At 54.2% G+C, this 14,909-nt stretch carries 9 protein-coding genes; 5 read left to right on the top strand and 4 right to left on the bottom strand.

The features are described 5' to 3' along the window. Window positions 1–17 precede the first annotated feature (17 nt). The 4 genes from BM017_RS26405 to BM017_RS26390 are packed head-to-tail and all read right to left on the bottom strand — an operon-like array spanning window position 18 to window position 4,160. The gene (locus BM017_RS26405) at window positions 18–1,178 is read right to left on the bottom strand and encodes an ATP-binding protein (RefSeq protein WP_092250098.1); all 1,161 of its coding nucleotides are present in this window, start codon (window positions 1,176–1,178) and stop codon (window positions 18–20) included. Further along, on the bottom strand, window positions 1,175–1,852 hold the full coding sequence (locus BM017_RS26400) for a DUF4194 domain-containing protein (RefSeq protein ID WP_092250095.1): 678 nt from the start codon (window positions 1,850–1,852) through the stop codon (window positions 1,175–1,177). The genes BM017_RS26405 and BM017_RS26400 overlap by 4 nt, the downstream gene beginning before the upstream one ends. A gap of 2 nt (window positions 1,853–1,854) precedes the next feature. Beyond that, entirely contained in the window at window positions 1,855–3,342 is a 1,488-nt protein-coding gene (locus tag BM017_RS26395; protein WP_092250092.1) for a Wadjet anti-phage system protein JetA family protein, read from the bottom strand. Then, window positions 3,324–4,160, bottom strand: coding sequence for a helix-turn-helix transcriptional regulator (locus BM017_RS26390; RefSeq protein WP_092250089.1), 837 nt, complete (start codon window positions 4,158–4,160; stop codon window positions 3,324–3,326). Before BM017_RS26390 ends, BM017_RS26395 begins: the two co-directional genes overlap by 19 nt. 399 nt (window positions 4,161–4,559) lie before the next feature. Here BM017_RS26390 and BM017_RS26385 point away from each other — a divergent pair, with 399 nt between their 5' ends. From BM017_RS26385 to tnpB, 5 genes are all read left to right on the top strand, one after another. Next, a complete protein-coding gene (locus tag BM017_RS26385) occupies window positions 4,560–6,815 on the top strand; it encodes an AAA family ATPase (protein ID WP_092250087.1) in 2,256 nt (751 codons plus the stop codon). Further along, window positions 6,812–9,199, top strand: coding sequence for a UvrD-helicase domain-containing protein (locus tag BM017_RS29770; RefSeq protein WP_092250084.1), 2,388 nt, complete (start codon window positions 6,812–6,814; stop codon window positions 9,197–9,199). Before BM017_RS26385 ends, BM017_RS29770 begins: the two co-directional genes overlap by 4 nt. Window positions 9,200–9,247: 48 nt before the next feature. Beyond that, complete coding sequence (locus BM017_RS26375; RefSeq protein WP_092250082.1) at window positions 9,248–9,775, top strand: hypothetical protein; 528 nt, start codon at window positions 9,248–9,250, stop codon at window positions 9,773–9,775. Between the two features lie 289 nt (window positions 9,776–10,064). Beyond that, window positions 10,065–14,120 (top strand): NACHT domain-containing protein, encoded by a 4,056-nt coding sequence (locus BM017_RS26370; protein WP_092493173.1) that lies wholly within the window; start codon window positions 10,065–10,067, stop codon window positions 14,118–14,120. A 473-nt stretch (window positions 14,121–14,593) separates the two neighbouring features. Next, the coding region (gene tnpB / locus BM017_RS26360) for an IS66 family insertion sequence element accessory protein TnpB (protein ID WP_139216879.1) at window positions 14,594–14,909 on the top strand (316 nt) is incomplete at its 3' end.

Below are 14,909 nucleotides of genomic sequence, written 5' to 3'. Positions count from 1 at the left end.
CTGCTCTTGCAGCGCTGTCAGATAAGGCGACTAACACCCTCCAGTGCGCTGCTGACCTTTTGAAAGTCTCCATTAAATACTTCTGTCTCTCTGGCCAGCTGCTGTTGAGCATTTTGCTGATCCAGCTGGGCGTCTGCATTTTCCTTGTGCGCGGCATGCAGTTGCTGACGCGTGCTCAGGTGACTGAGTTCGCCCTCCGAGGCAGCCAGCGAATCGCTCATGTGCTGGCTGGCAGTATTGAGCTGTTGAGTCGTTCTTCTGGCCTGTTCAAGAACTTCCTCGGCGGTTTCGCAAGCGAGTTGAGCCTCCTCCTCCTGAGCAATGGCTGCCAGGCCACGCCATGAGACTGCACGGCGTAGCTTGGTCTGTGCCTCGAGGTAGCGGCCGGCGACCTTCTTGCCCTGAGCGATTTTCTTTTCAACGTTTTCGATGAGCAGATTGAGGTGTTTGAAGGTGTCGACAATGGCCTTGAACTTCTTGATGTTCGTCGGCTTTCTCTCCAGCACATCGTTGCGGACGATGTGATCGACAGACTTGTCGAACTTCATCCTCAGCGCGAAGCGGAACGCCCGGATGAAGGCATCGTAGGAGGGTTGCCCATTCCTGCCCCTCAACGCGAACAGGACCTGCTTGGTAAAGCTAGACGGGTCATCGTAGAACGGGTTTTCCCCGAGAATCTTCGCGCGCTCCATCAAGCGGGTGCGAAAACTCTTCCAGGGCAGGGGGGTCAGGTCACCTTCAATGGATTGCAGGTGGTCGGCCATGGCCAGTTCAATGCCGTTGACCACATAGCGACCCACCACCGTCGCATCCTCACTGTCGAGTGAGGCTTCAATGCAGATGCCGGTCGTGGTCGGCTCGTTCGTTTCGGTGTTTCTCCAGGTTAGAGTGATGTAGGTCGTGGCGTTAGGGCGTGCGCACTGGGTGATTTCGTCGCCGTACTGCCCCAGGCAATAGGAGCGAAGCGACCGCGACATCTTGACCCCCGATGAGTCGGCTTGGGCGTTGAAGGCCATGTGATTCTTGTTCGCCCCGAACATCGCAATCTGGACCGCATCCAACGCCGAACTTTTACCGCTGCCGTTGGGACCGAAGATGCCGCTGGTTTCTCCTACAGGGAATTCTTCGCTTTCGTACAATAGAAACTGGACCAGCTTGATGCTTTCAAGGCGCTTCATGGGATGTCGTCCGGGCTAGGCTGTTGGGCATCGCTGTCTTCTGCAGGCGGCAGTTCGACGTCGCGGTCCTTGGCTCCCCACAGGGCAAGCTGCTGCAGAGCGGCTTCGCCGAGGATGACCCGTATGGCGGGGCGGATCGCGATGCCACCATCGTCGGATTCGATGTTCAGTCCTGACAGATGGGTGTCGCCGGCCTCCAGCCGACGAACGATGCCCCACCGTCTGGCCGTGCGGATCAGGGTTTCAAGCTCACCTTTGGGCGGCAGCTCCCGGTTGGTCATCAGGCGGTATTTTTCCTGCAGCTCGATGAAGTCGCAGATGATTTCCCCACTGTCGTCCGACACCTGGCCCGCGCGCATGCCATCCTCATAGAGCCCGCGTAATACCAGGGCGAACATCGTCTGCGGGATCGTTGCTGTCGTGAGGCTGGGGTGTTGGGGAAGGGCATAGGCGTACAGCAACTGACGATCCACACCGATGGTCACTCCCAGCGGTGCCAGAGCCTTGGCGATATGGCGTTCGTACTGGTCGATGATGGAGTAGATCTTTCGCCCTTTTAGGTCTGAGTGATAGATCACTTGATCCGTGACCAAACGATAGGTGGCCGCAGCAAAATCGTCTTCTTCGTAGTATCCATTCGAATTGCTCGCCAGATCTTGCCAGTGGCTGTTCATGGCTATTCCCTTTTGTGGTCGGATTTTGTTTTGCGCAGACGGATTTGAAATGACTGCGCGATGAGGAAGGGGTGCTCGCTCGTACCGTCTTCGTCGCACACCACATCGAAGCCCGGTATCTGCTTTCGGGCCTGTATTCCGGAGGTGGCGATTTTTGATTTGAGAGCCGTCGCCAGACTGTTGAAGCTTTGGTAGGCGCGCAGGTTTTCAATGCTGTCGACGGGCAAGTCCTGGCTTTTGACCTTGTCGTGTTCACCTAACGCTGCCTTGGCATAGTCGCGTAGTTTTGCCGGAGTAATGCGCCTGCGCTCCTGAGCGCGTCGGACTAGATTGCCCACGGCCCGGGTGTGTTCCGACAACACAGCCTTTCGTAGGGGCGCCGGAGGTAGGCGCTGAATTTCCTTGCGCGGTTGTGCAAGCCTGGCAGCGCTCATCAGCGCATCCGGTGCGAACACCTGCGGCAAGGCGTCCATGGCACCTTCAAACCCGCCTTCCAGTCCGCTGCCCAGCAGCCCGTCGATGGCTTGGCGCAGCAGATCGTCAATGGGACGGATCGTTTGAAGTCGATACTGCAAAACGATCAGTGCGCATTTGTTTGCGCTGCGGACCTCATCGTCTAGGCGCTCAAGATACTCCTCGACGCGATTCAGTTCCTCCAGACGTCGCAGGTCGCGGCCAAAAGCCGCAGCGGCTCTTGTCTCGTCTCCGTCGGCCAGTCGAGTGATGTACCAATTCATCAGCTTGGCCCGGTGTTCGGGGATCGTGGCGAGCTTCTCGACCGCCTGCAAAATATGCGGGCGTTTGGCCAAGGGGTGTTCTTGGGTGCGCAGCTCCTTGTAGTCGCCGATGAACATGTTGACGACGTAGTCCTGAAAGAAGCGGCGAGCGTAGTCTGCGGTGGTCTCCTGAGTGGAAATCGAGGCCATCAGGTCGCGTACATTGGTCCCGGTGGTCCTGATGTAGATGAGCAGATTCCGGCATTGCTCTGCTGCCTCGCGAAACAGGTCCCCGCCCCCTTCGCCCTGCATTACTTTGGTGATCAGCGCATCGATGGAGTGGATTTTTCCGGAGACGAAGACCGGGTCCTTGTCCGCGTAATCGATGAGCAACGTGAGCATCTGGTTCACGGGCGGCGCCATCGAAATGGTTTGAGCGAGCCCATGCTTCTCGGTGCGGAACCAGCCGGCCTGTACTAAGCGGCGGAAGTAGTTCGACGCCCGCTGGTCCACGCTAAGCCCTGGATCATCGCCGTCCTCCAGATGCCAATCGGGCGCGTACCGGATATGGTCTTCGACATCCTGTAAAAGGTCCCGCGGTGCAAAGCCGCGGCTCGGTGGTAACGGTGCATCTGGGCCAAAACGGCGTCGGTACAGGTAACACAGGAGCGACCAGTACTGAAGCCGGTTGGTAGAGGCGAGCGGGCTGAACAATCGATCAGGTATGCGCTCGAACAGCTTCGCGCCAGCGCCTCCTACACTGTGAACATCCATTGTCGTAGATCCTCCATATTCTCGACAGCCAACTGAAACTCCGGAGGGAGCTGTTTCGACGTATTCGTTGCTGCGCGCAGGTCCTGTATGAAGTACGAGACCATCGCTGCACGACAGCGCTCTACCCGCTCCGCCGTACCTGAAAAGTATTCGAACCGGATCATCTCCTGCTGCGCTTGACTCAATCTAGGATGGGCGATCAGCCGAACCTGAAGTTGTGTGTTCCAGGGGTGGTCATCGTCCGCTGACCGTGCGGCAGGGGTGGTCAGCAGCTTTGGGGAGTCAATGCGTCCCAGCGCGAAATCGCGAAACTCCTGGCGGGTCGAACAAAACGCACGCACGTGCCACCGACGGCCGGCTCGCACGATGCTGTGAGGCGAGATCTCGCGCCGATGGGGTCTAGGGTTGCTCATCGAGCGGTAGTTGATTTGGATGCACCGGGAGAGCTCGATGGCTTCGCTGATCTGGGCAAACACACGCGGCACAGGTGTGGAAATGTCGGGAAACGCATTCCATATCGTTTGCTGGCTGGACGACTCGTTCTGGGTATGGGAAATCCCTACCAATGACAGATAACGATCCAGCGATGAAGAGGTGTCAATCTTTGTGCGGTAAGCCGCTGGAGTGGCCCGATAGCTTCGGGCGACGGAGTCCCACTCCATCCAGTTGGGGTGTTCGCTATGAAATTCACTCATGATCTGACTGACGCGAGTGACCTTCATTCCTAACAGTTCACGCAGGCGTGCGTTGCCGAGTCGACCGCCCCACAACAGCAAGGTCTTGAGGAGTTCGGAACGCTGGATTGGCTCGTTGATCATGAGGATTCACTGGCTCGGAGTAATGGTCGCCAACCATGGCGTACATCGAATATAGCTTACGAAAAATGTAGCTTACAAAAAATGTAAAATTATTTTTTACAGGACATTGCATTGTGAATGCTTGGCTGTAATGGCTCAGGCGGCAGGACGGGGGGCTTCAGTGCAGACGAAAACGTCGGCACTAGAGTGGTTTTTCGCAAGTAACAATGCCGAGCGATTTTCATGTTCAGGCAAGGCGCCGCGAGGAGTCGTAGCCCAGCTACGGCGAGGAGCGGCAACGCTTGCTCCTTTGGTTTCAATTGGCCATCATTTGAGCCAGTGGCCGCTACAAAAGCGAGCTAAACTCTGCTCCCTCAGATTGAGCTCCCCCAATGCGGTTGTATTCAAGGAAGAGTATTGATGTCTGGCGAAGAAAAAAATGTTGCTGTCAGCCCACATGTACAGCTCGCGTACGTCGAGATAAATCGCTTTCGTCGATTAGGGGCTATCGAGCTCAAGATTGATCCTCAAACCACTATCTTGGTCGGAGCGAACAACAGCGGGAAGACCTCAATTCTATTGGCCCTGAGGAAATTCTTAGCTGATTCTCCTGCTTTTGGCGCATTTGACTTGAGCGTGGATCAGTGGTCCACGCTACGCAGGCTTGGTGAAGTTTGGGAAGCGCTTGACGAACCACCTGCATCGAGTGATACCAGCCCACAGATCTGGCATCAGTACCTTCAGGATCTTTTGGCGACCATGCCAACGTTAGACCTGTGGTTCAATGCGCAGGCTGGCGCCTACCATGTAGTCAGTCCTTTCCTGCCATCTTTACGATGGGCTGGTGGCGCTGTAGGCGTCCGTTTACGGCTAGAGCCAGCGACTACCATTGATGATCTTCAACAGCTCGCGTGGCGATACCGTGAAGCTCGACAGCTTGTTCGCTCCTTGGATTCTGCTGCAAGGCCATGGCCGACGGATTTGTTGGATTACTGGCTGCGCTTTCCTGGTGATCTCAGCCACGTGATCGCGTATAGGCTAGATCCAGCGAAAGGGCCGTTGTCAGGAAATCCGTCAAGCAAGCCACAGGATCTTTCTCCATACGCGAAACCGATCGAGCGCACGCATCTCTCGTCGTTGATCAAGGTCAATTTTATTGCCGCGCAGCGAGGACTTGGGTCAGAGGAAGCTGATGCACGTCCTGGATCCGACCCGCATCGCGTCGGGCTTTTTTCGAACCAGATGCTGCAATATGCTCGTCGTCATCTGAATAGTTCTACATCTGGCGCTGGGCATCACCCCGAATTGGTACTGGCGGTAGCCAACGCCCAAGGGGCACTTGATGAAAAAATCAGAACTGCCCTAGAGCCTTCGATCAAGGATGTCAGAAAACTTGGTTACCCAGGGCTTCATGATCCTCAGGAAATTCACTTTCGGACTCGAATTCAGACCGCCGACCTGCTAGACCACAGCACCGCTGTGCAGTATCGCCTGGACGGTCAGCCCAATGAGTTTCTTCCCGAGCATGCGATTGGTCTTGGCTACCAGAATCTTCAATCCCTCAGTTACCAATTGGTGTCCTTTCGGGAAACTCGCCTTCGTCCCGAAAAAGGCGCGCCGGCAGCGGTGCATCTTGTCCTAATCGAGGAGCCAGAAGCCCATCTTCATGTTCAGGTTCAGAGGATTTTCCCCAAGAGAGCATTTGAGCTCATCACGCCAAAGGAAATTGCGGACGCTCACCTTTCCAGCCAGATTTTGCTTAGTACTCATTCGAGTCATATGGCCCACTCAGGGAGCTTCAGTCGCCTCCGTTACGTTCGTCGTGTTCGGGCGACCAAGCCTGAAGAAATGCCCAGTGCTGAGGTTATCAACTTGGCGGATACCTTTGGCGCCGACGCAGCTACCCGGATATTTGCGGAGAGATATTTTCAGGTACAACATACTGACCTTCTATTTGCGGACGCCGCTATCTTCGTTGAGGGGACCGCCGAGAGGATGCTTGTTCCGTTTTTCATAGATCGTGACTTTGAGGAATTGAGCAGTCGTTATCTGTCTTTCCTAGGAGTGGGAGGGAGCCATGCTCACCGACTAAAACCATTAGTAGAGCGATTGGGCATACCTACTGTGGTTATCACGGATATTGACCCCGTTAGTGAGTCGAAAAGCGAGAAGGGTAAGACCACCTGGGTCGCGACCGCAATTTCCGATTCGGCAATATTGATGTCGGCAAATGACACGCTTGCTCAATGGCATCCTCAACTAAAGAATTTCTCGAGTTATGCTGAGCTCAAGCTAGATGAGAAGATTTGGACTGGTCATAAGGGTAATCGTGTTTTATTTGCCTGGCAGATCCCGATTCCAGTTGGCGGTCCATGGCCGAGTTCGTTCGAAGACTCCTTCATCCTAACCAATCTTGAGTGGTTTAAATCCAAAATCGATGAGAAGGGCGCTTTGGGGAGAGCTGCTCGGGAGGTGGAGGAGCATTCCGATCTACAGCTGTTGAACCTGAGTCTGCATAAAATGCTTCGGGGGTCTTTCAAAAAGGGTGATTTTGCTGCGACCCTTTTTGAACAGCTTTCCCTTGGGGCGCCGCTTGCTTGTCCCGGATACATTACTGATGCACTCGCATGGCTGGAATCAGAGTTGAATCCAGTATCAACGGGTGAGCAGCCATGATGCTATTAGAGGGAAATGATCGTGATGCGAGTGTTGTCGACGAAGTCACTGCCTACTTGGCCGCCCCCCAGCCTCGAAGTTTCTTTTTGTTTGCGGGTGCCGGTTCCGGTAAAACACGGACGCTTGTTGAGACCCTGCGCCGGCTGACGGGAGTGGAAGCTCACGACGCTGGTACACAGTTTGCCGCTCGGCTGCGGTCCCGCGGGCAATCAATCCGTGTAATCACGTATACCAGAAATGCGATATCCGTGATAAACGGTCGTCTTGGCGAGAATGACCTTACTAAGGTGTCCACCATTCATGGGTTTTGCTGGGGGTTGATCGGGGGATTCGATGACGACATTCGAGAAGCGCTGCTTGGCATCAATGCTCAGAATCTTGAAAAGGCAAAAGAGACCGCTGCGCAGCGGGTGAGAGGCCCTACCCCCAAGGATAAACGTATTCTTGAGGACCTCCAGGAAAAAGCCGAAGCCATCAAAGCCATTCCGAGATTTATCTATCACCCAGACCGTAATACCTATGGTGAAGGTGCCCTACAACATGCGCAGATCATTGCAATCACGGAATGGCTGCTTTCGGAGCGCCCTACGCTCAGGCAAATTTTAGCGGATCGACATCCTGTAATTCTTATCGACGAATCTCAAGATACGATGAAGGGAATGCTTGGTGCCCTAATGAAAGTAGCGGAAGAAAAGTCAACAAGATTGGCTCTAGGCTTTCTTGGGGACCACCGCCAGCGGATTTATGCTGATGGTCACCAGGATTTACCCGGATTGATACCCGAAGCGTGGGCACGTCCTGCATTGCAGATGAATCACCGTAGCCAGAAGCGAATCGTGGAGTTGATCAATCACATCTGGGAAACCGAGATGGATGGCCGGACGCAACCGGTGGTAGGCGTGAAGCAACATTCACGAATAGAAAAAAATGCAGGCACCGTACGGATTTTCATCGGTAATACAGCCCAGTCGGCCGACGCAAAGATTGCCGGCGAAGCTCGATGCGCTCAGGCAATGACTGAGATTTCAGGCCATCGCGAATGGGGTAGTCCAAGTAAGGGTTTTCAGATTTTAGCTTTGGAGCACCGACTTGCCGCCCGTCGCGGGGGATTTCTTGAAGTCTTCAATGCACTATTGCTTATAGATCCCGACTCCACTGCTCCGCAAGGCAGTGGTGAGAATACAGGGCCTGCTGCGGTGCGGGTACTCCTACGTGAAGTCACGGCATTGGCTGCTTGCTTCGATGGGCGATCTGATGTGGATGAGTTCTTAGTGATGGAGGTTTTGCACCGATTTGATCGACTAAGCCGGTTATCAATCGATACCGATCTTCAAAAAGAGCAGCTTGCGAAGATGAACATTGCGGTCAAGGAATTTGCAGAGTTATGTGCAAAGACGGATGCGACCGTCAGACAAATCCTCGAGCCAATTATTAGTGCCGGTCTATTCGATATTGATGATCGTCTTGCTAAGGCGTTTCGAGATATCGAGCCGCCTTCCGAAGTTTCTGGTCGTGGCGTCCCGGAGTCTTCTGAAGACAGAAGGCTACGAGGCTGGCATGCTTTGTTCAAAGCGCGCTGGAGTGAAGTTGGGAGATACAAAAGTTATCTTGAGGGAAACTCCAACCTATCTACTCATCAAGTAGTTAAGGGCTCGGAGTTCGAGCATGTCCTAGTTGTCATGGATGATCAGGAAGCAGGCGGCTTTCTGTTTTCTTATGACAAAATATTCGGAGCAGAGGGTTTAAGCGAAACTGATGAAAATAATGTAGAGCAAAAAAGGGAGACGTCCATCGACCGCACGTTGCGCTTGCTCTACGTCACTTGTAGTCGCGCACGTGAAAGCCTGGCTTTAGTGCTCTGGTCTTCAAACCCGGAGTTGGCGCTGGCAAAAATAAAAACAAGTGGCTGGTTCGCGGAGTCGGAGATTAACGTTGTCCCAGACGAACTTTCGGGTGTCGAAAGCTCAGAGATAGTAGAGCGCTCGGATCCTACACGCCTTATACTTTATCGGTCTATCTGCGAGCCAGATCGCGAAGGCCTGAGCTGGAAGCAAGTTTGGGAAGAGTGTGACCGAGGACTGATTAACTGCTGGGAAATTGGCCGCCGACTTGCTCGGAGAGACCCGCAGTTGGCGGAGCAGTGTAGGGCCGGTGTTCTCCCCGTATTGAACTGGAAAGGCGGCGCTTCTCGAACGTTGAAGAAAATGCGAAAGTTCGGTTCATTACGGTACTTGGCACAGTGGCAGGGAATTCGCGGCGATGATTTGAGCGTCAACCTAAATGCAGAGATCTCTTTGACGTGTACCGAAACCGGCACCGTTGTCACCTATACCTCGGATTGGAGCAAACTGGCAAGTCAACCCAGCGGCCAAGAAGAGGGATAGTCAGGTCTTTGAGGCCGGTTGCACTATCTTGAGCGGAAAAGCATCTCTATGACCATAGGAAACAACGAAGGTGGGGCCAACGCGTCCTACTACGGCTACGACTACCAGAAATTGGTGACTGTCTGGGTGGCGTTGCGCCTAATGTTTGGTCCGGGTGCCGTCACTGACCAAGTAGTGGTGGAGCCAGCATCTCACGACGACGTAATGGCGCTTCTAGCAGTGCCGGAGGAAACGGCCGAAGCCAGCCTCAAAATCATCGCTAGCGACGAATTGCATGTGCAAATCAAGTTCAAGGGCGCTGGCGCCTGGAGCGCCAAGGAGTTTGCGAGCGCAGTCAACGAAAAGGGGGCGAAGGGGGGGGCAAGGGGTCGAAGCCGCGATCCCGAGCCAAAGCTCAGCTGCTTGCCGATAGCAGTCGTCGCTATGTCTTCATTACTAACTCCAGCGTGGACGGTGATTTGGCCAAGGGACGAGTCAGTTAGGCGAAGCCTGCCGGACGCTTACTGCGAAGGGCATAGGCCGCGTGGAAGTCTCGAAGCAATGATCAAAATGGTTGAGACGGCGCGTCAGCGCTAAAAAATCGTATCTTTAGCTGAACCTCATATCTAGGCGGTGCTTGTGATCAGCGCCTCCTAACGGCTAGGGTTGGTCTCGGTCTCTTGGCGGTGCGCGATAGTTCGGAGCAAATGACGATTTGATACTGGCCATCGCCGCATGAGAGGGGGCTGGTAGGGGGGCAGTTACACTGTTGGACCAGCGCGCTTCTCAGGGCACTCATCGGTCAAGTCCCTACCGATAGTTTCTCCATTAGGGCAAAATGCTTCACTTTCGTTGAAGTCCGGTTGCTAAGGAGAGAATGCCGGTCATGGCCCCTACTTACATTTCACGACGTCTCAGCTATCACATTGATAACAAACAGCTGGTAATTGATGAAGCCGGGCTACTCGACGTGAGCGCTCCCAAGATAATTTTGGGCGAACCTGGGATGGGTAAGACCAGACTGATCAGCTCGCTCGCTGCTAAGCTGGGAGTGAAGGCAGTGTCGGCCAGCCGCTTCATGCGGCAATCAGCAGTCCTACAAGGGATTCAGTCCGGCAAGCCACTCTTGATTGACAGTGTGGACGAGGCTATCGCCAGCGACGAATGCGCAGCTGTCGACGAGATTCTGTCGAAGCTGGAAAACCTAGACAATCCCGATTTCATTCTGGCCTGCAGAGCTCGGGAGTGGCCTGACTATGCGCTGGTGAAGCTCGGGGAAGTTTACTCGGAGCAGGCCGTTGTCTTTCATCTGGAGCCTTTGAACCGGGCTGAAGCAGAAGGACTCCTCGCTGAAGTCCTTGACGTCAGCCAGGTCGGCGAAGTGCTCAATCGTATGGATGTCGATTGCATTTCGGAGCTTTATCACAATCCCTTGACGCTGGAAATGATGGGGAAAGTTGCAAGAACCGACGCCCATTTGCCCAGTTCGCGCTCAGCGCTGTTCGAGCGAGTCTGTGGGCTGCTCTGGGCAGAGCATAATGAGGGGCGCGCAGCGGATGCGTTGAGGCATCTAACCACCGAACAAGCACTGGATACAGCAGGTGCACTCATGGCCGGGCTGCTGCTAGCGGGAAAGGAGGCCATTGGTCTGGCCAGGCCTGCATTAGTGGCTGACAGCGATATCGGCTTGGCCCATCTCAGTGCGCTTATCGACCCGGTAGCGGCTGGAGCGATTGTGCGGTGCAAATTGTTCAACAGTGAGGGACTATATCGTGCCAAGCCAATCCATAGGGTGATCGCGGAGTTTCTGGGGGCTCGCTGGCTGAGCCGGCAGGCTGACAATCCTCGTAAGCAACGTCGGTTGCTAGCCCAGTTCCAGGGTAGTGGCAGGGTGCCGGCCAGTTTTCGGGGACTGCATGCCTGGCTGACCGTTCACAGAGATGAACTGGCAGAAGACGTCATAACTGCGGATCCGCTAGGTGTAATGCAATATGCCGATACGACGAAATTGACTAATGCTCAGCTCAAGTATCTACTCAAATCTCTTCAAGCAATTGCGCAAACGGACCCTTATTTTCGTGATCATGATTGGAAAGGCCTCTCCGCTAAAAGCCTAATGATCGAGGCTATGTTGAGTGAAGTCGATGCAGCTATCAGGTCAAGAGACAATGTGCACTTGTCTTCATTGCTGATAGAAAGTATCCGGGGAACTCTGCTTGCCCGTTCTCTGCAACAAACGTTGTGCGACGTAATGTTGAACGCTGAGCGTACGATGCACGAACGATACGCCTCTGCACTTGCATTAAAGCCACTGTACAAATGCGATGAGTGGGAGGATTTAATTGCTGCATTGCTGCTTCAAATCAGAAGAAACTCCGCCGAGCTTGCCTATCTGATTATCGAAATGCTCGGTTTCACAATAAATTCCGAACTGTTGGTCGAAACTACACTGGCAAGGTTGGGAGTGAGTTTTTGTGAGCTGCCCCGATCGCCGCAGCCCCAAGGGCATAGGCTAGGCGAATATTCATCGCTGTCGGACCAGCTTTCAACGTCTGAACTGGCGCCGGTTTTGGCCTTACTTGCGAATCGTATTGATCTGGTAGATGCTCGGGACTTCACCGCCACCTTCGAAATTCACGAACTCGTTGCCTCGCTGGTGACGCGAGCGATTGCGGAACGAGTCGTCACCCGCAGTAATCCAAGCGTGCTATGGGAGTGGCTTGGCATGCTCTCCCACGCAGACCGCAATGGGCTCGCGATGATGTCTTTGCTACGCCTATTGGCGAGTGATAATCAATTGCGCCGTGCCGTTCAGCACCACGCTCTATTCGGAGACGCACGTAGGTACATCTTCCTCTACCAGGCAACCATCTTGCAGGAGCACCTGATAGAACTAACGGCGGACGACCACCTTCATTTCATGGAGTATCTCGCTACGTTCAGCAACCAGGACGGGGGCATGCGTGAGGATTGGCAGGGTTTGGTTGATTCGGCAGCCTATTCCTGTGGAATTGACCAAGAGCTACGCTCGGCGAGCCTAAAATTTGAAGCGGGTTGCTCACAACTTGCAGATTTTATTGAGCGGAGGATCGACTCAATCGCCCAGTCAGCAGCAAGCTCGAGAGAGCGTGAAGAACTTGCTATTTCGTGTGAGCGCAGAAAAACTCTCCAGGAGAGGCGTTCGCTGCGCTGTTATTATCGTCAGCACAAAAACGAGTTGCGCGCGGGGGAGCTTCCGTTCATCGAACTTCCGGCCAAACACTATCTTGGATCGCTACGCCTTTTCCATACAGCCCTCCCAGCGTTGGAGCGGCTAAAACTTTGGTGCGGCAAGGCTCTGACGCGTGATGCGCTGATCGGTTTTGAGGCTGTGTTACAGCGGACTGATCTGCCATCAGCAGCCGATGTTGCTAAAGCGCTAGCTCAGAATCGGCATTACCTTTTCAATTTACCCATCTTCGCCGCGCTCTTGTGCCGGCTGCGTGGTCAGGTGGGGTTTACCGACCTGTCCCACGATTTATTGAAAACCGGGCTTTTGCTGTGTTATCAGCAGGGGCGAATGCCCAACGACCCAGACCGATACAACCTTAGTCTGGAGCTTGAGAAAATCGTACTTAGCACAGAATACGATCGTGAAGCGTTCGCCCGACTGTGGATAGAACCAGCGCTGCAAGTTGATCAGAGCGTAATTCCGGGAATTACCCGGTTAGTCACTATTGAAAGTTGGCGATCGACGACGATAGTGTTAGCAGCTGAATGGCTTGCTCGGGCGGGTTCGCTGAATGCGGAAGTAGAAAAGCAGCTATTTCTATTTCTCCTAGATTCAGGAGAGTCAAACAGACTACTCCAGATTGCCAATGCACGCTTGTATGGGAGGGGCAGTGACCCCAAAATTGACTCAAAGTGGTTGGCGTTGAAGGTACTGATCGATTTTGAAGACGCGCAAGCCCAGTTTGCCGACAGGCTGAGTGCACCGGAGTTTATCTGGAAATTGCGCGACGTTTTCACGCTGGAGCGCAACCGACGGTTGGTGGAGCACAGCGCAGGACAGGCCGAGTGGATTGTTTCGCAGTTCCGGCGTTTCTGGCCGATCCTACCCTCAGATGGAAGGGTGCGACATCAAGACGATGCTGACGAGGCGTCTCGCTTCATTATCCTGCTCATCGAACGGCTGTCTGCAGAAACGACCGACGATGCCTGCTGGGCAATCTCCCGATTGGTTTCAGAACCCAGCGACAGCTACAGCGAACTGCTGAAGCACGCACAGGTTAGCCAGCGACAAAAGAATACAGAGGAAATGTTCAGGCCCATCGAGCCAGAGCAGCTGAAGCTACTTCTAGGCGGTGAGCGGCCTTGCAACGCTGAGGATCTCAAGACGCTGATCGTGGAGGAGCTCGCGGTCGTGCAGAACATTTTACAGGGTGATGAGCTTGATCCAGTACGCATGTTCTGGAATGACAGCGAAGAGCCTCGTGAAGAAAACCGCTGTCGCGACGACCTTGCAGGCATGTTGCGATCTCGTCTGGAGAGGTATGAAGTCTCAATGATGAGTGAAGTAGATATGCCCGAAAACAAGCGGGTGGACCTCGCGTTTCGTTGCGGCACTATTCAGCTGCCACTAGAGGTCAAGGGGCAATGGCACTCAAAAGTATGGCATGCGGCAAGTAGCCAGTTGGATCGCCAATACCTGATTGATTGGCGCTCGGACCAAAGGGGTATTTTCTGCGTGCTATGGTTCGGAACACGGGTTTCGCAAAATAGTCTTCCATGCAGCCCCCCAAAGGGAGTTGAGACTCCGACCTCTGCTGAAGAAATGCGTAATGCCTTGATTGAACTTATTCCACAGGAAAGACGTAGTCTGATCCACGTGGTGGTCATGGATCTGACCCGGAGCAACCGGCGTCAGGGGATTTGTTTGGCACAGCCGCTGGATATGCCGTAGCTGGGAATTGAGATCGCGGATATGGGCTTTCCAGGAGCGGTGAGGCGTATGAGAAGCAGCTGCAGAGCCTCCTGAGTGGTAGTTGGGCGGACCTGATCCAATTGCGGAGAAATCCCGAAGTAGCTGAACTAAGCAGCTTGCTTACCCACTCGGTTATCGAGTTCTGGGGAGACTTCGATCTAGAGGCGTTTCGGATCTACCGAAGCCTTCTCCAACGTATTCCGCACCTGGTGCTCAGCTCCCTTTACGCAAATCTGCGGGATGTCCTGCTGGCGGGCGAAGGGCACGCATACCATCAGATTACTGGTAAGGAGGGGCAGGCCCCGCTGGGGGCTTGTGAGTTTGCGGATCTGCCAGAGGTCCGAGCACTAGCTGAGTTATGTGCTCAGTAACCGATCCATCACCCACACATTCAAAGCCGCCCATTGAAGCCCGATGCTGCTCTCCCGATCTCTTTCTGGAGCCAGCACCTCATGATGCGTCCCGACGCCAAAGTCGAAAAAGTTTACCTTTACCCCAAGTCCGTGGACTTCCGAAAATCCATCGACGGCCTGGCCGCCCTGGTCGAGCTGGATATCAAGGTGGCCGTCTTCGACCCGGTACTTTTCGTTTTTCTGAATCGCTCCCGCAACCGGGTGAAAATCCTCTATTGGGAGCGCAACGGCTTCTGTCTTTGGCTCAAGCGCCTGGAATCCGAGCGTTTCAAAACCTCGCCCGACGTCACCGACGAAGCCATCGTATTGAGCGTCCAGGAACTGAACTGGTTGCTCGACGGTTTTGACCTTTGGC

This window comes from Pseudomonas sp. NFPP04 (genome assembly GCF_900113815.1).
Taxonomy (GTDB): domain Bacteria; phylum Pseudomonadota; class Gammaproteobacteria; order Pseudomonadales; family Pseudomonadaceae; genus Aquipseudomonas; species Aquipseudomonas extremorientalis.
Note: the sequence above shows the minus strand (reverse complement) of the source record. Positions and strands in the feature narration are given on the sequence as shown.

Coding starts and splice junctions, on each gene's coding strand:
- BM017_RS26405 (WP_092250098.1), bottom strand. CDS start 1,178: ATGAAGCGCCTTGAAAGCATCAAGCTGGTCCAGTTTCTATTGTACGAA.
- BM017_RS26400 (WP_092250095.1), bottom strand. CDS start 1,852: ATGAACAGCCACTGGCAAGATCTGGCGAGCAATTCGAATGGATACTAC.
- BM017_RS26395 (WP_092250092.1), bottom strand. CDS start 3,342: ATGGATGTTCACAGTGTAGGAGGCGCTGGCGCGAAGCTGTTCGAGCGC.
- BM017_RS26390 (WP_092250089.1), bottom strand. CDS start 4,160: ATGATCAACGAGCCAATCCAGCGTTCCGAACTCCTCAAGACCTTGCTG.
- BM017_RS26385 (WP_092250087.1), top strand. CDS start 4,560: ATGTCTGGCGAAGAAAAAAATGTTGCTGTCAGCCCACATGTACAGCTC.
- BM017_RS29770 (WP_092250084.1), top strand. CDS start 6,812: ATGATGCTATTAGAGGGAAATGATCGTGATGCGAGTGTTGTCGACGAA.
- BM017_RS26375 (WP_092250082.1), top strand. CDS start 9,248: ATGACCATAGGAAACAACGAAGGTGGGGCCAACGCGTCCTACTACGGC.
- BM017_RS26370 (WP_092493173.1), top strand. CDS start 10,065: ATGGCCCCTACTTACATTTCACGACGTCTCAGCTATCACATTGATAAC.